The following is a 15,666-nucleotide window of genomic DNA, read 5'->3' on the forward strand; positions in this document are numbered from 1 at the left end:
TCGCGGCGTGTCTTGCCCGCCAGGCAATCGCTCACCGGCGCCAATCCGCTACAGCGGAGCGGCCGCCGGGGTCAGCTGCTTGATGTAGGCCCACATGCGCTGCTTGGCCGCTTTGTCGGTCAGCGCCGCCTCAAAGCCATCGAGCGCGAGCACGCGGCGGCCCTGCACATGGGCGACCAGGCCGGGCTTGAGCATGGCGGTGTCGAAGTCATCGATCGCCACGAGCATATCGGCGTAGGTCTCGCGCATGGCGTCAGCCGCGTTGTTGTCGAGCAGCAGCACCGCCTCGGGGTCCAAAGCCTCAAGCGCCTCACGGAACAGCTCGCACGGCAGAGTCTCGCCCACCGCGACCGTCCCATCACCCACGCCGGCGACGCTTGCCAGCACGCAAAAATCCTCGGGCGCGTAGCCGATGGCCCCAAGCGCCTTGCGCAACGCCGCGCCATCCGGGCCGGCGGCAAGCTCGCCACCCGAACGCTCGGCCTCGTCCAGATCGCCTTTGACCAGCACGATCGGCGAGCACGCGTTGCCCGCGATACGCACGCCACGACCCGCGAGCGATGCGAGCTCCTGCTCGGTCGCCTGGGCGATGGCTTCTTTTTTCTGGCTTTGTGACGTGGGCATGCGCTCTCCAATCGTTTGCGTGCCCACCATTATATAAAAGAGCCGCCCGCGAGTGGTTGCTTTGCGGGCGGCTGGGTATAAGCACGGTCGTACTGAGTTTTACGCGGCCGAGCCGCGTCGCATTATGGAGGTCACCATGGCTGACATTAATCAGATTACCCCCGAGAACTTCGATTCCATCGTTAACGACAGCCTGCCCGTGCTGGTCGATTTTTGGGCACCGTGGTGCGGGCCCTGTCGATCCCTCTCGCCCATCGTTGACGAGGTTGCCGATGAGCTGGCGGGCAAGCTTGCCGTTGCCAAATGCAACGTCGACGACAACCAGGACCTGGCCATGAAGTATGGCGTCATGAGCATCCCCACGCTGATTGTGTTTAAGAACGGCGAGGAGATTGACCGCTCGGTTGGCGCTCTGCCCAAGGCGAGGCTGCAGGCGCTGCTGGAGAAGCATCTGTAATACGCTTGTTACATGTTGCCGTCTGCCTGCCGTCCATGAGCGCTTTTACGCCGCTCGCCGGACTTCTGAATGCACCGAGTGCAACCACGGATAGTATGGTAGTCACAAACAGCCCCCAGTGAACGGGTGCGGGTCGCACAGACTCGTACCCGTTTTCTTATGCAGCTGCGCGCAGAGCGGGCGTAGTAAAATCTGAACCACTGAACTGCCCCATACAAAAGGAGATTTCCCATGCATGATGTTGGAATGAACATGAGCCAGCTTGCCATGAGCGTCAAGCAGGTCGACGACACCATCGAGCTCGCTCACGAGTGGAGCCATCAGCTGCTGCATGCGACCGAGAATTTTGACATGGAGCGCATCGGCGCCAAGCTCGAGGCAGCCATGGCCGCGCTGCACGAGGCCCACGACGCACTCGAGGGCTACGAAGAGGCCATCGAGGCCGACCACAACTCCGTCGGCTCCGTGAAGCTGGTGTAAAGTGGCCGAACACGAGCACGGCTGCGGGTACGAGCACGAGCGTCCGCACGGGGCGGGCGGTGACGCGGGCTGCCACTGTAGTGGCTCCGGCTCCGAGCTGGTCCGCTTTTCGGTTACCGCACCGGACGACTTGCTGCGCCGTTTTGACGAACAGATCGCGCGGCGCGGCGACGTGGCCAACCGATCCGAGGCCGTGCGCGACCTGATTCGCGCCTCGATCGCCAAAGAGCAGATGCGCACGCCCGATGAGCACGTTATCGGGTCGCTCACCATGATTTACGACCATCACACCGGCGACCTGACGCGCCGCCTGGACGAGGTGCAGCACGACTACACCGATGAAATCGTATCGACCATGCACGTGCATCTGGATCACCACAACTGCTTGGAGATCCTGGCGCTCAAAGGTCGCGGCGAGCGCGTCTACGAACTAGCCGACCGCCTGCTGGGCCTGCGCGGCGTTAAGCACGGCGAGCTCACCTGCGCCGCCACCAAGCAAAGCCTGGGGCTATAGCGGGATTTCCCGCAGCGCACCTGCCAAAAAGGGACAGGTTTGTTTTGGCAGGTTTAGAAGTTTTACCTACCAAAATAAACCTGTCCCTTTTTGGTCGGTTTTGATGAGGGGTGTCGCATGCGGCATGTGCATATTCATGTGACGGGCATTGTGCAGGGCGTTGGCATGCGGCCGTTTGTGTATCGCGAGGCCATTGCGCATGGCATTTGCGGATGGGTGCTCAATGCGGGCGACGGCGTGCATATCGAGGCGCACGCTTTGGCCGATGCGCTCGATGCTTTTGTTGCCGCGCTTTCTGAGCATGCGCCTGCGGCAGCCCGCGTAGAGTATGTCGAGGCTGTGGACTTGGCAGCCAACGGTTGGGATACCGCCAATGAACAGGGTTTTCGCATCGTAGCATCGCAGGACCAGACCGCGCACACGACGCTCGTCTCGCCCGATATCGCCACCTGTGACGATTGCCTGCGCGAGCTGTTCGACCCCGCCGATCGGCGCTATCACTACCCCTTTATCAACTGCACCAACTGCGGCCCACGCTTTACCATCATCCGATCGCTGCCTTATGACCGAGCGGCCACATCGATGGACCGTTTCCCCATGTGCCCCGCCTGCGCCGCAGAGTATGCCGATCCACTCGACCGTCGCTTTCACGCACAGCCCGATGCCTGCTTTGATTGCGGGCCGCATATTACGTGGCGCGAGGCTGTAAACGGCAATGCGTGCGGGAATTCGTCCGCGACACCGGCCGTCGGCACCACGCGCGAGGCCAGCGACGCTATCATCGAGCGCTGCGTTGAGCTGCTGGCCAGCGGTGGCATCGTCGCCATCAAGGGCCTGGGCGGATTCCATCTAGCCTGTGACGCTGCCAACGAGCAAGCGGTAGCCGAGTTGCGCCGTCGCAAACGCCGCAGCAACAAACCACTTGCCGTCATGGTGCGCAGTCTTGCCGATGCCGAGCGCCTGTGTCATATCGACGATGCTGAACGCGATCTGCTCGCTGGCAGTATCCGCCCCATCGTGCTGCTGCGCCGGCGTGCTGTTTGCGGGAACGACGGCGATTCTCCCGACGCCCTCGTACTCGCACCGTCCGTCGCGCACGACCTTCCCGAGCTTGGCGTTATGCTCCCCTACACCCCGCTTCAGCATCTTCTGCTTGCAGCTGCCGCGTCGCACGGTATGCACGCGCTCGTCATGACCAGTGGAAACCTGAGTGAAGAACCCATCGAGACCGACGACGACCTTGCCTGGGAGCGCCTCGTTGCCGCCGGCATCGCCGACGCGCTGCTCGGCAACGATCGCGCGATCCTCTCGCGCTACGACGACTCTGTGGTGCGCGTGGTTGACGGCGCCGTTATGCCCGTGCGCCGCGCTCGCGGATATGCACCCCAGCCGCTGCCGTTGCCGGCGCTCGACCGCGCTCCGTCCTGCGTGCTCGCCTGCGGGCCACAACAAAAGGCCACGATTGCGCTCACGCGTGAAGGGACGAACGGCGAGGCAACCTGTTTTGTGTCGCAGCATATCGGCGATGTTGAAAACGGCGGGACCTTCGATGCCTGGAACGCTGCGCGCACGCGCTTGGAAGATCTCTTTGACTTGGCGCCCACTGCCCTAGCCTGCGACTTGCATCCGAGTTATCTTTCGAGCCAATGGGCCCGCGAGCAGACACGGGAGTACAACCTGCCACTTATCGAAGTTCAGCACCATCATGCACATATCGCGAGCGTGATAGCCGAGGTCATCGCCGCGGGCCGGCTTACAACCGACGCGCGTGTCCTTGGCATCGCCTTTGACGGCACCGGCGCCGGCACCGATGGGACCATTTGGGGCGGCGAGTTTCTTGTTGCCAGCCTTGGCGGCTTTGAGCGCGTCGCGCATTTGCGCACCTGGGCGCTCCCCGGTGGGGCGGCCTCCGTGCGCGACGCCCGCCGCAACGCCTTTGCCCTGCTCAGCGAGCTCGGTCTGCTCGAGCACCCAGGTGCCGCTCGGCTTTTGGACAGCCTCGACGAGCAAGCGCGCAGCGTGACAGCCACCATGATCGAGCGTGGCATCAACAGCCCGCGCACCAGCAGCATGGGGCGTCTCTTTGATGCCGCCGCTGCGGTTTTGGGCATCTGCGGCCAGGCAACCTACGAGGGCGAACCCGCCATAGAACTCGAAGCCGCCGCCTGGCGCGCGCTCGACAACGAAATCGCCCATTTTCCCGACGACAACGCCGGCTATTTCGCATCTGGCCCATCGTGGCTGGACGGCCCCTATGTTCTGGACCAGAAAGCACTCTTTGAGGCACTTTTGGGAGGAATTGAAGCCGGAGCGCCCGCCGACAGGCTCGCACTCGACTTCCATGTCGCCGTCGCGCGCTCCTCGGCGCGCATCGCCAGCGATATCTGCGCGCACGAGGGCATCGGCACCGTCGCGCTCTCGGGTGGCGTGTTCATGAACCGACTTTTGCTCCAGCTCCTCACCCGCGAGCTCAAAAGCATGGGTCTCACTGTCTTGGTTCCCCACTCCGTACCCATCAACGACGGCTGCATCGCCTACGGTCAGGCGGCGGTCGCGCGCGCTCGTCTTGCGCAGATTGCGTCGCAGTAGCTCGCCCTCGCACGCCGCCGCGCCCAGTCGTCTCACAGGCGTAACGCGTTTGCCCGCGAACCCCGCGAGCGCTACCATCAACTGATGGATTATTGAGCGCCTATCCAACGCAAAGCGTCTAAAAGGGGAACATTATGTGCCTTGCCGTTCCCGGTAAAGTAGTCAAACGCGACGACGACCTCAAGGCCACCGTCGACATGATGGGCATCGAGCGCCCCGTGTCGCTACGACTCGTGCCGACGGCACAGGTTGGCGACTATATTCTCGTACACGCCGGCTTTGGCATCCAGATCGTCGACGAGCAGGAAGCGCAAGAAACGCTCGAGCTCGTTAATGCCATGACCGAACTGGCCGAAGAAGACCAACTGGCCAGCAACCCGGCCGAGGCATACTAGTGGCGGCCGGACAGCCGGCTCGCTCCGGTATCGACTTTTCGGCATTTCGCGATTCCAAGCTGGCCCGCGAGCTCATCGAGCGCATCCATGAACTCGTCGGCGACCGCACCATCAACCTTATGGAAGTCTGCGGCACGCACACCGTGAGCATCGGCCGCTATGGCTTTCGCTCCATTATGCCGGCCGGGCTCAAGCTGCTGAGCGGACCGGGTTGCCCCGTCTGCGTTACCGCCAACCGCGACATCGACCACGCAATCGCGCTCGCCAACATAGACGGCGCCATCATCACCACCTTTGGCGACATGATGCGCGTGCCCGGATCGTCTACCTCGCTCGCTGCGCAAAAGGCGGCCGGGCGCGACATCCGCATCGTCTACTCCCCGCTCGACGCGCTCGACATTGCCGAGCAAAACCCCGATCGCCCGGTCATTTTTATGGGCGTGGGCTTTGAGACTACGACGCCCACCATCGCCGCCGCCATCTTGGAGGCCGAGGCGCGCGGGCTTTTGAACTTTTCGGTCTATTGCGCCCACAAGACCACGCCGCCGGCGTTGCGCGCCATCGCCAACGATCCCGAGACCGCCATCGACGGCTTTATCCTGCCGGGACACGTCGCCACCATCACGGGCTTAGCCCCCTTTGGCTTTTTGGTCGACGAGTTTAAGACCCCGGGCGTGGTAACGGGATTTGAGCCGGTCGACATCTTGCAGGGTATCTGCATGCTGGTCCAGATGGTTGTCGAGGACAGACCCGCAATCGATAATGCCTACCGCCGTGGCGTCAACGCTGACGGCAACCCCGTGGCGCGCCAGCTGGTCGAGCAGGTATTTGAGCCGTGCGATACCACATGGCGCGGATTGGGGCCGATTGCCAACTCGGGCCTTTCCATCCGCCCCGAGTTCTCGCGCTTTGATGCCCGTACCCGCTTTGACGTGCCCGTCGAGGAGACGGTCGAGCCGCGCGGGTGCCGCTGCGGCGACGTGCTGCGCGGGGCCATTACACCGAGCAGCTGTCCGCTCTTTGGCCGTACCTGCACGCCCGAGCACCCCGTCGGCCCGTGCATGGTGAGCTCCGAGGGCAGCTGCGCGGCGTACTACCGCTACCGCGACTAGTCCGGACGCACCCGCACACCGGCACCACCCACGATTGGAGTTTTCGATATGTCCCGTACTGCCACCGATAGCACCGTCCTGTTGGGCCACGGCTCTGGCGGTCAGATGATGAAACGCATCATCGATGAGGTCTTTCTGGATGCATTTGGGTCGCCCGAGCTGCTCGAAGGCAACGACGCCGGCGTCGCCGCGCTGCCCGCGAGCGGGCACATAGCCATGTCGACTGACAGCTTTGTAGTCTCGCCGCAGTTCTTCCCCGGTGGCAACATCGGCCGACTCGCCGTGTGCGGAACCGTTAACGACGTCGCGACCTCGGGCGCCAACGTGCGCTACCTGTCGTGTGGCTTTATCCTCGAAGAGGGCTATCCCATGGATAAGCTCCACCAGATTGTGCAGACGATGGCCGAGACAGCACGTGAGGCGGGCGTGTCCATAATCACGGGCGACACCAAGGTGGTCGAGCGCGGCGGGGCCGACGGCGTCTACATCAATACCGCCGGCGTGGGCGAGGTTCCCACGGGCGTGGCGCTCAGCGGCGCCAACTGCCGCCCCGGCGACGTTATCCTGGTGTCAGGCACACTGGGCGACCACGGGATCGCCATCATGAGCCAACGCGAGGGCCTGGCGTTTTCGAGCACGATCGAAAGCGATGCCGCGCCGCTCAACCACCTGATTGCCGACGTTCTGGCCGCAGCGCCCGGCACGCGTTGCTTTCGCGACCCCACGCGCGGTGGCCTGGCGTCCACACTCAACGAGTTTGCCCAGGCCAGCGGTGTTGCCATGGAGGTCGACGAAGATGCCGTGCCCGTGCGTCCCGACGTGCAGGCCGCCTGCGAGATGCTCGGCTACGATGTGCTGCAGGTGGCAAACGAGGGCAAGATGGTTGCCGTCGTGCCGGCCGAACAAGCCGATGCGGCGCTGGGCGCCATGCACGCCGCCCGCTACGGCGAGAATGCCGCCGTCATCGGTCGCGTGCTGTCGCTTGCCGAGGGCGCCCGTCCCGCCGTGCGCGTGCGCACCGGCTGGGGTTCGACCCGCATCCTCGACATGCTCGTAGGAGAGCAGCTGCCGAGAATTTGCTAGCGACAAAGGCTCAGGGCTATTAAAGATATTCAGATTCCAAACATGCCCGGCACGCATGCCCAGTATCATGGGGTGCGTTTTGAAACCCAATGACGGGAGCTTTCATGGCAGCAGCTTTTTCCCATGTGATCTTTGACCTGGACGGCACCATCCTCAACACGCTCGAGGACCTGGCGGCCGCCGGCAACCATACCTGCGAGATGCACGGCTGGCCCACGTTTGCCGTAGACGAGTACCGCTACAAGGTGGGAAACGGCATGCTCAAGCTGGTCGAACGCTTTATGCCTGCCGAATATGCGGGCGACGGTCGCATGTTTGAGCAGACGCTTGCCGAGTTTAGGGCTTACTACGGCGAGCACAAGGAGGACCACACCGCCCCCTATGCCGGTACAATCGAGATGCTCGACCGCCTACGCGCCGCGGGCGTTCAGCTTGCCGTGCTCACTAACAAGGACCACGTCTCGGCGGCTCCGCTTATCGAAAAGTATTTTGGTTCCGAGCGCTTTGCACTGGTACAGGGCCGTGTCGATGCGTTTCCGCCTAAGCCCGAAGCACCCGTCACGCTGCATGTGATGGAGGAGCTGGGCGCCGATCCGGCAACCACGCTCTATGTGGGCGATTCCAATGTCGATATCCTGACCGGCCACAACGCCGGCCTTAAGAGCGCGGGCGTCAGCTGGGGCTTCCGCGGCCGCGCAGAGCTGGAAGCCGCCGGCGCCGACTACGTGGTGGACACCCAGGCAGAGCTCGCGGCGCTGATTCTGGGCGAGTAACGAGCGACACTGCTTAACGCAGCTGCGACAATGCTGTTGCGCGGAAAGTAGTCGTTGGGGACGTTCTTAAACGACTAGTCAGACAAGAACGCCCCAACGACTACCCCAACAATGGCAACGCCGCAGGTAGAGGACGGACAGCGAGCGGACACCAGAGCGAACAAATTGGCATGAAAAGAGGACGGCATAGACCTTCTGGTCATACCGTCCTCTTTGAATGACAAGTTGTCGCTCTGGTGCCCGCGCAACGTCGAGCAGTTGCGGCGTTTGGTAAAACGCCGCAACGAACTAGCTCAGCATTGCATCCATCATCTCGGAGTTGACGGAGTCGTCGGCAGACCACTCGCCGTCGTCGTTGCAGGTGTACTTGAAGATAACCGTGGTCTTCCTGGGCTCGGTGGCCTTGGTCACATCGACCATAACCTGACCGGCCATCTTGTACAGCTCGTCATCGGAAGGAACCGTGTCAAGCGCGGCGACCTTCTCCTGATACTGGGTGGAGAAGTCCTCGACGATCTTGTTCATAGACTTGCAGGTGATAGAGACCTCGGCGGTCGCGACACCCTTGTCCTCGTCGACCGTCACGTCGCCGATCTTGTAGTCAAAGCCCTCGAGATAGGTCTTGGCATACTCCTTGGGATCGATACCCAGCTGCTCGAACTCGTCGCCCGAAGCTTCCTCCAGACCAGAAAGGAAGTCGTCGCCACCGTTCTTGACCTCGTCAAACTGCGTCGTAAGATCCTCGGTGATGAGCTCCTCAACCGAAGGACCTCCACAGCCGGAAAGCACGACCACGCATGCAACCAAGACGGCCATGAGGGGCGCAAGCAGCAGCTTCTTTTTCATGTTGTTCCTCCCAATGAGCGGCACCGCGCTTCCCGGACGCGGCACACGTTGTAATAAGTAAGCCCATACTATCCACTTATGAACACCCTCGGCAACGCGAAGGCGCGGTCGGTTCGTTTTAGCGTCCGAACGGTTTGCAAGCCCGCCCAACGCGCAATAAAACGCTTCCCCACGGTGCAATAAAAAAGGTGGCCGGAAAACCCGACCACCCTTGCACATCCTTTGAACGCCGCAGTTTACTTGCGAACGACCTTAACGATGGCGTCACCGGCGGCGACGGCGGACTCTGCCTCAACGGTGAGCTCGACGTCGGCAAACTCGGCGGTGTTGGACACGGCCACCACGACGCAGTCCTTGTAACCGGCAGCGGCGATCTTGGCGCGGTCGATCTTGAGTATGGGCTGGCCGGCCTTCACAACGTCGTCGGCCTTGACGAAGCCCTCGAAGCCATCGCCGTTCATGTTGACGGTATCGACGCCAACGTGCACCAGAACCTCGATGCCGCTATCGGACTGCAGACCCACGGCGTGACCCATGGTGACGGTCACCTTACCGTCGCAGGGAGCGTAGACCAGATCGTCCTCGGGCCACACGGCACAGCCCTTGCCCAGAACCTCGCCACCAAAGACGGGATCGGGCACGTCGGCCATCTTGATGACCTTGCCCTTGACGGGCGAGCACAGCACGTCGGCGCCGGCAGAAGCAGAGATGGAGGCCGGAGCAGCGGCAGCCGCGGGCTCAGCCTTCTTCTTGAACATATCAAACAGACCCATACGTTTTCTCCTCTTGATTAAGCGCAACGTTGTGCGCATGTCTACGGTAATTATAGTGCCAAATGGTTCAAATGCTAAGGTGGGGACTCGAATCGCAAGCCCTTCTCGGTAGTGCTCGTGGGATGAGCATCTCCTTTGCATCGCGGTTCGATAAGCCGAGTATCGCCCACGCGCGGGACGGGCAGAAGCGGGCACGCCAAACCCGATACTTCTTTTCGCTCTCGAGTCCTGCCGCCGCCCCGTCCCTGACACTTCCTGATACCGACCGAAACGTGCCAAAATAAACCTGTCCCTTTTTGGTAGGTTTGGCGAGTGTGGATTTTCGGACGCTTAACTAACGAGCGTGGATAATCTCCCACTTTGACTTTGAGGCCGTCACCGAGCCAAAAACGGGAGATTATCCACGTTCATTTTGGATGACCCCCTTGTACCAAGCCGAGCTCCATGGTCAAGTAATAACGACTTCTCATCATTAGATTGTTTACATCAATTCTAATAATTATTTAATCCTTAAACTCGTTATTAGAATTGATATGATTAGCCTAATAACGAGTTTCCGGCACTAAAGATATGGAGGGCGCGATGCAAATCGAGGAGAACGGCCAGGGAACGCTCCGCAATAATCTATCGGGGAAATTGGCTTACTATTCGTTTTTTCCAACGCCCTTGCAATCATTGAGGCAGCTAAACCTCACCGAGGAAACCTATCGCACGCTTTCCGCATGCTCACGAAAGCTTGGAGAGCTTGAAGGCATGCTCTACTTTGTTCCCAACGCCGACATGTATCTGACAATGTACGTGCGCAAAGAAGCACTCCTTTCTTCGCAAATTGAGGGAACCCAGTGCACGTTTGACGACCTACTTAGTCCATCGCAAACACAACTCCATCATAAAGATGTCGCAGACGTCGTGAATTACGTCCGTGCTGTCGACCGCGGCGTAGAACTGCTCAAAAAGATGCCCTTGTGCACGAGACTTCTTAGGCAAGTTCATGCGGTCCTGCTGGACGGAGTGCGCGGAACGGAGAAGAATCCAGGCGAGCTGCGCTCCTCACAAAACTGGATTGGCCCCTCAGGCTGCACCATTGCAACCGCATCGTTTGTCCCTCCAAACATTGAAGATTTGAGTAACACGCTCCAGGACCTCGAACGCTTTATCAATGAGCCTCAAGTCGAAATGGATCCGATTGTGCGGGCGGCGCTCGTCCATTACCAATTTGAAACTGCCCATCCATTCCTAGACGGAAACGGTCGCCTGGGCAGGCTTCTCATTACACTTATGCTCATCAATGATGGCGTTCTTCATTCTTGCTTGTTCTATCCATCGTTCCAGTTCAAGAAAAATCGAAGCGAGTACTACCGGCAACTCACATCCGTAAGGGAGAGAGGCACTTACGAGGAATGGATAGAGTTTTTCTGCAACAGTCTTCTCGAGAGCGCGAAGGACTCGGTAGGGTCTTTAAAAAACCTTGTTGACCTCCATAACCGTTCCACAGCAACCATTACCGAAAATCTCGGAAGGACCGCTGCAAACGGGCAAAGGCTGTTGGGCATTCTTGAAGAGCACCCCATCGTCGACACCGCATTCATCGCTGCCCAACTCGATATCGGCAGGAGTACCGCGAGCTCGCTCGTCAAATCATTTGAAGAATTGGGTATCCTCCGTCCGCTCGACGAGTCAAGACAGAGATACCGGCAGTACGGGTATGAAGAGTATCTTTCGATTCTCAGGGAAGACGCCGAGCCGATTAGATAGGCATCGCAGCCCAAGCAAATTAAAGCGAGCGCGGATAATCTCCCACTTTGAGCCCGCACACAGGCCAAAAACGGGAGATTATCCACGCTCATTCCTGAGTAGTCATTTATGAACGTCCCCAATGACTAGTCCGGCAACGCCGATGTTTCGGCAACGACAGCGAGCGAGCCGCATTCGGAGCAAGACGACGCCGCAGGTAGAGAACGGACAGCGAGCGGGTCGCATTTGAGACAAGGTGACGTGAAACGAAAGGGCGCTGACCTTCTGGTCGCGCCCTTGAAGTTGAACGTCAGATTGTCCAAATGCGGCCCGCGCAGCGTCGAGCAGTTACGGCGTTTGGTAAAACGCCGTAACTAACGTGCTCCGTACTGCTCGTAGTAGGCGTCGATGGCGGTCTTGAGCTCGTCGTCGATGACAACCTTGCCGTCGATCTCGTGGTTGTAGAGGGTCTCGACGACCTCGGCCATGGAGACGATGCTCGCGACGGGGAAACCGTACTTGGCCTCGATCTCCTTCTGAGCGGTGGTCACACCGCCCTTGCCGACCTCCATGCGGTTGAGGGACACGATCAGGCCCTTGATCTCGACATCGGCAGCAGCCTTGACCTTAGGATAGGTCTCGTCGATGGACTTGCCGCTGGTGGTGACGTCCTCGACCATGACCACACGGTCGCCGTCCTTGGGCTCATAACCCAGCAGGTTGCCCTTATCGGCACCGTGGTCCTTGGCCTCCTTGCGGTCGCAGCAGTACTTGACCTCCTTGCCGTACAGCTCGTGGTAGGCAATTGCGGTCACGACGGCCAGCGGAATGCCCTTGTAGGCCGGTCCAAACAGCACATCAAAGTCGTCGCCAAAGTTATCGTGGATGGCTTGGGCGTAATACTCGCCCAGCTTCTTGAGCTGATAGCCCGTCACGTAAGCGCCGGCGTTCATAAAGAACGGGGACTGACGGCCGCTCTTGAGCGTAAAGCTGCCGAACTTAAGAACGTCAGACTCGACCATGAACTTGATGAACTCTTGCTTGTAAGCCTCCATGCGGGCTCCTCTCGTAATCGCGTACGTGCCTTCCAGTTTAGCGCAGGCGAAGCGTAGATGCGGGCGCGCTTTGGGACCACGGCATTCTGTAAAGGCTTTGTCAGGGGGAATGGTTTTCCGAACAATGGGGTTGACATGTCAAACTCCCTCATCAAGAATACGGGCGGATTAAAAAGGGGTACGAGATACCCAAAGCGCGCTGCGCTCAGCCTTTAGGAGGTGTGCCATGGAAGGCAGTCCTAGTCGAAAAACCTGCATGTCACCCTCGGCACGCCGCGAGGACTCCGCACACGCATAAACGCCACCGGCAGATCGCCAAAACCACCGCAAAGGCGCGCTGCACCCTTTGCGGGCTCAAGAGCTTGACGTGAGCGACATCTAGGTTTTTTGAAGCAAATACGACACGTACGCTAACTCCCCTCAACAAGGAGGACCCTATGCTGATGCTCAAAACCGTCACGGTACTCGAAGCCATCTCCAAGCGCCGCCGCACGGCGCGCCCTGCCGCTCATACCGGCCTGTCCAAGAACACCATATTCGCCGCCACCCATAGTGCCGAGGACGCCCTCGTACTGCTTGACGCCACGGCAAACGGCCTCACCGTCGAGCAGGCAACTGAGCGCCTGAACGCCGTCGGCCCCAACACCATCGAGGCAACGACCAAAACGCTCGCCCGCCGCATCGCCGACGCGTTCATCGATCCCTTCGCCGGCATCCTCGCCGCGCTCGCACTGGTCTCGCTCTACATCGACGTGCTCGCCGTGCCCGAACCGCAGCGCGACCCCTCCACGGTCATCGTCATCGGCACCATGCTGCTGGTATCGGGCGGCATGAAGTTTATCCAGGAAGCCCGCAGCGGCAATGCGGCAGAGGCCCTCAAGGACCTGGTCTCCAACACTTGCACCGCCCTGCGCGACGGCGGGCGCATCGAGATCCCCTTCGACGAGCTCGTCCCCGGCGATGTAATCCGCCTCTCTGCCGGCGATATGGTGCCAGCAGACGCCCGCATCATCACCGCGCGCGACCTGTTTGTGATCGAGTCCGCACTCACCGGCGAGAGCGAGGCCGTCGAGAAGACCACCGCCGTCACCGTCGTCGAGGGCGCCGACGGCTCCGCACTGCCACTCTCTGCCTGCAAGAACATCGTCTTTACCGGCACCTCCGTGCAAAACGGCGCCGCCATGGCGCTTGTCGTTGCCACCGGCTCGGACACCTACCTGGGCGGCATCGCCAAGATGCTCAACGGGCGCGGCGAAAAGAGCGCGTTTGACCGCGGCGTCTCGAGCGTCTCCATGCTGCTGGTGCGCCTGATGCTCGTTATGGCGCCGGCCGTCTTTGCCATCAACGCCGCCACCAAGGGCAACGTCATCGACGCGCTGCTGTTCGCCACGAGCGTGGCCGTGGGCATCACGCCGCAGATGCTTCCCGTCATCGTGACCACGAGCCTGTCGCAGGGCGCCAAGGACCTCGCCCGTCGCCAGGTTATCGTCAAGGAGCTGCCGGCGATTCAAAACCTCGGAGCGATGGACGTCCTGTGCTGCGACAAGACCGGCACCCTCACCGAAGACCGCATCGTGCTCGAGCGCTACCTCAACACCGATGGCAACGAGGACGCGCGCGTGCTGCGCCATGCGTTTTTGAACAGCTTCTTCCAGACCGGCCTCAAAAATCTTATCGACCTGGCCGTAATCGACCGTGCCGATGTGACGCCCTCGACCGTCGCACCCGATTCCATGCTGGGCCAGAGCCTGCGCGACCGCTACACCAAGGTCGACGAGGTTCCCTTCGATTTCTCGCGCCGTCGCCTGAGCGTAGTTGTCGCCGACGCCCAAGGCAAAACCCAGATGGTTACCAAGGGCGCTGCCGAGGAAATGCTCGAGATCTGCTCCTTTGTCGAGATCGATGGCATCGCTCAGCCGCTCACCGACGAGAAGCTCGCCCAGATTCGCAAGCAGATCGCCGGACTTAACGCCGAGGGCCTACGCGTAATTGCCGTGGCGCAGAAGACCAATCCGCGCTGCGTGGGCGAGTTTGGCATCGCCGACGAGTGCGACATGGTGCTGATGGGCTTTTTGGCCTTCCTCGATCCGCCCAAAGCAAGTGCCGCGGGCGCCGTCGCCACCCTCGAGGCCAAGGGCGTGGCGGTCAAGGTCCTAACCGGCGACAACGACCGCGTCGCCGCCACCGTCTGCGAGCAGATTGGTATCGATGCGAGCAACGTCTTGCTCGGCTCCGAGATCGATGCGCTCGATGACGCCGAACTTGCCAAGCGCGCCGAGAAAACCCACCTCTTCGCCAAGCTCTCGCCGCTGCAGAAGGCGCGCCTGGTACGTGTCATGCGCGAGATGCTCGGCCACACCGTGGGCTTTATGGGCGACGGCATCAACGACGCCGCCGCCATGCGTGCGAGCGATTGCGGCATCTCGGTCGATTCGGCCGTCGATATTGCCAAGGAATCCGCCGATATCATCTTACTTCAGAAGGACCTGGGCGTGCTCGAGCGCGGCATCATCGAAGGCCGCCGCACTTACGGCAACCTGCTCAAGTACCTCAAGACCACGGTGAGCTCCAACTTTGGCAATGTGCTGTCCGTGACCGTCGCGAGCCTGTTCTTGCCGTTTTTGCCCATGAGCGCCCTGCAGCTGGTACTGCTGTCGCTGGTCTACGAGATCGTGTGCATCGCACTGCCGTGGGACACCGTCGATGACGCCTGGACTGCCCGCCCGCGTGCCTGGGACGCCGCATCCATCAAGGGCTTTATGCTCGAGCTGGGCCCCGTGAGCTCGCTGTTTGACATCGTGACCTTCGCCGCGCTCTTCTTTGTCGTGTGCCCCGCCGCCGTGGACGCAAGCTGGTCCGAGCTTGCCGCCGCGGGCGACGTCGCGGGTATGGCGACCTTTGCTGCGCTCTTCCAGAGCGGCTGGTTTGTCGAGTCCATGTGGTCGCAGACACTCGTGGTCCACATGTTGCGCTCCCCGCATCTGCCGAGCCCGCGCGACCACGCCGCGCCCGCATTGTGCGTTCTTACCGTGCTGGGCCTGGCGCTCGTCACCTGGCTGCCGGCAAGCCCCATCGCCGATGTGCTCGGCCTCATGCCGCTGCCCACGAGCTTTTTTGGGCTGCTCATTGGCATCGTTACCGCCTATATCGCGCTCACCCAGCTGGCAAAGTGCCGCTACATTGCCCGCCACGGCGAGCTGCTGTAGCAAGTAGACGGAAAACACCCTGCCA

General features: G+C 61.0%; 14 protein-coding genes. 10 read left to right on the forward strand and 4 right to left on the reverse strand.

Annotation, left to right across the window (positions count from 1 at the left end; all coding sequences use genetic code 11):
- Positions 1–48: 48 nt before the first annotated feature.
- Positions 49–624: a hypothetical protein gene (locus ACKUTP_RS01500; RefSeq protein WP_260699689.1), complete on the reverse strand. Its 576-nt coding sequence runs from the start codon at positions 622–624 to the stop codon at positions 49–51.
- A gap of 136 nt (positions 625–760) precedes the next feature.
- Here ACKUTP_RS01500 and trxA point away from each other — a divergent pair, with 136 nt between their 5' ends.
- The 8 genes from trxA (at position 761) to ACKUTP_RS01540 (ending at position 8,027) form a co-directional block, all read left to right on the forward strand.
- Entirely contained in the window at positions 761–1,081 is a 321-nt protein-coding gene (trxA, locus tag ACKUTP_RS01505) for a thioredoxin (protein ID WP_022093990.1), read from the forward strand.
- Positions 1,082–1,312: 231 nt separating this feature from the next.
- Positions 1,313–1,561, forward strand: coding sequence for a hypothetical protein (locus ACKUTP_RS01510; RefSeq protein ID WP_006235225.1), 249 nt, complete (start codon positions 1,313–1,315; stop codon positions 1,559–1,561).
- Between the two features lies 1 nt (position 1,562).
- Positions 1,563–2,075, forward strand: coding sequence for a nickel-responsive transcriptional regulator NikR (nikR, locus tag ACKUTP_RS01515; RefSeq protein ID WP_409063397.1), 513 nt, complete (start codon positions 1,563–1,565; stop codon positions 2,073–2,075).
- Positions 2,076–2,192: 117 nt separating this feature from the next.
- A complete protein-coding gene (gene hypF / locus ACKUTP_RS01520; RefSeq protein WP_409063398.1) occupies positions 2,193–4,664 on the forward strand; it encodes a carbamoyltransferase HypF in 2,472 nt (823 codons plus the stop codon).
- Positions 4,665–4,798: 134 nt separating this feature from the next.
- A complete protein-coding gene (locus tag ACKUTP_RS01525; RefSeq protein ID WP_022094793.1) occupies positions 4,799–5,059 on the forward strand; it encodes a HypC/HybG/HupF family hydrogenase formation chaperone in 261 nt (86 codons plus the stop codon).
- A complete protein-coding gene (gene hypD / locus ACKUTP_RS01530; RefSeq protein WP_409063399.1) occupies positions 5,059–6,171 on the forward strand; it encodes a hydrogenase formation protein HypD in 1,113 nt (370 codons plus the stop codon). The genes ACKUTP_RS01525 and hypD overlap by 1 nt, the downstream gene beginning before the upstream one ends.
- A 48-nt stretch (positions 6,172–6,219) precedes the next feature.
- The gene (gene hypE / locus ACKUTP_RS01535; protein ID WP_409063400.1) at positions 6,220–7,254 is read left to right on the forward strand and encodes a hydrogenase expression/formation protein HypE; all 1,035 of its coding nucleotides are present in this window, start codon (positions 6,220–6,222) and stop codon (positions 7,252–7,254) included.
- Positions 7,255–7,358: 104 nt separating this feature from the next.
- Positions 7,359–8,027 carry an HAD family hydrolase gene (locus ACKUTP_RS01540; RefSeq protein ID WP_409063401.1) on the forward strand — a complete coding sequence of 223 codons (669 nt, stop codon included), beginning with the start codon at positions 7,359–7,361 and terminating at the stop codon, positions 8,025–8,027.
- Positions 8,028–8,315: 288 nt separating this feature from the next.
- Here ACKUTP_RS01540 and ACKUTP_RS01545 read toward each other — a convergent pair whose 3' ends face one another.
- The gene (locus ACKUTP_RS01545; RefSeq protein WP_035136614.1) at positions 8,316–8,873 is read right to left on the reverse strand and encodes a hypothetical protein; all 558 of its coding nucleotides are present in this window, start codon (positions 8,871–8,873) and stop codon (positions 8,316–8,318) included.
- A gap of 236 nt (positions 8,874–9,109) precedes the next feature.
- Complete coding sequence (locus tag ACKUTP_RS01550) at positions 9,110–9,646, reverse strand: PTS glucose transporter subunit IIA (protein ID WP_035136613.1); 537 nt, start codon at positions 9,644–9,646, stop codon at positions 9,110–9,112.
- A 582-nt stretch (positions 9,647–10,228) separates the two neighbouring features.
- On the opposite strand from ACKUTP_RS01550, the gene ACKUTP_RS01555 reads away from it, so the two are divergent.
- Positions 10,229–11,401, forward strand: a complete 1,173-nt coding sequence (locus tag ACKUTP_RS01555) for a Fic family protein (RefSeq protein ID WP_035136612.1) — start codon at positions 10,229–10,231, stop codon at positions 11,399–11,401.
- A gap of 353 nt (positions 11,402–11,754) precedes the next feature.
- On the opposite strand, the gene pyrE is transcribed toward ACKUTP_RS01555, so the two are convergent.
- On the reverse strand, positions 11,755–12,435 hold the full coding sequence (gene pyrE, locus ACKUTP_RS01560) for an orotate phosphoribosyltransferase (protein ID WP_148332521.1): 681 nt from the start codon (positions 12,433–12,435) through the stop codon (positions 11,755–11,757).
- A gap of 437 nt (positions 12,436–12,872) precedes the next feature.
- Here pyrE and mgtA point away from each other — a divergent pair, with 437 nt between their 5' ends.
- Positions 12,873–15,641, forward strand: coding sequence for a magnesium-translocating P-type ATPase (gene mgtA / locus ACKUTP_RS01565; protein WP_409063402.1), 2,769 nt, complete (start codon positions 12,873–12,875; stop codon positions 15,639–15,641).
- The last annotated feature ends 25 nt before the right edge of the window (positions 15,642–15,666 follow it).

The sequence above is a fragment of the Collinsella sp. wc0529 genome (assembly GCF_046116875.1).
Taxonomy (GTDB): Bacteria; Actinomycetota; Coriobacteriia; order Coriobacteriales; family Coriobacteriaceae; genus Collinsella.

What these genes read in the sequence shown, in the direction of transcription:
- ACKUTP_RS01555 (WP_035136612.1), top strand. Translation starts at nt 10,229, where the DNA reads ATGCAAATCGAGGAGAACGGCCAGGGAACGCTCCGCAATAATCTATCG.
- ACKUTP_RS01540 (WP_409063401.1), top strand. Translation starts at nt 7,359, where the DNA reads ATGGCAGCAGCTTTTTCCCATGTGATCTTTGACCTGGACGGCACCATC.
- pyrE (WP_148332521.1), bottom strand. Translation starts at nt 12,435, where the DNA reads ATGGAGGCTTACAAGCAAGAGTTCATCAAGTTCATGGTCGAGTCTGAC.
- ACKUTP_RS01545 (WP_035136614.1), bottom strand. Translation starts at nt 8,873, where the DNA reads ATGAAAAAGAAGCTGCTGCTTGCGCCCCTCATGGCCGTCTTGGTTGCA.
- hypF (WP_409063398.1), top strand. Translation starts at nt 2,193, where the DNA reads ATGCGGCATGTGCATATTCATGTGACGGGCATTGTGCAGGGCGTTGGC.
- mgtA (WP_409063402.1), top strand. Translation starts at nt 12,873, where the DNA reads ATGCTGATGCTCAAAACCGTCACGGTACTCGAAGCCATCTCCAAGCGC.
- ACKUTP_RS01500 (WP_260699689.1), bottom strand. Translation starts at nt 624, where the DNA reads ATGCCCACGTCACAAAGCCAGAAAAAAGAAGCCATCGCCCAGGCGACC.
- ACKUTP_RS01550 (WP_035136613.1), bottom strand. Translation starts at nt 9,646, where the DNA reads ATGGGTCTGTTTGATATGTTCAAGAAGAAGGCTGAGCCCGCGGCTGCC.
- ACKUTP_RS01510 (WP_006235225.1), top strand. Translation starts at nt 1,313, where the DNA reads ATGCATGATGTTGGAATGAACATGAGCCAGCTTGCCATGAGCGTCAAG.
- ACKUTP_RS01525 (WP_022094793.1), top strand. Translation starts at nt 4,799, where the DNA reads ATGTGCCTTGCCGTTCCCGGTAAAGTAGTCAAACGCGACGACGACCTC.
- trxA (WP_022093990.1), top strand. Translation starts at nt 761, where the DNA reads ATGGCTGACATTAATCAGATTACCCCCGAGAACTTCGATTCCATCGTT.
- hypE (WP_409063400.1), top strand. Translation starts at nt 6,220, where the DNA reads ATGTCCCGTACTGCCACCGATAGCACCGTCCTGTTGGGCCACGGCTCT.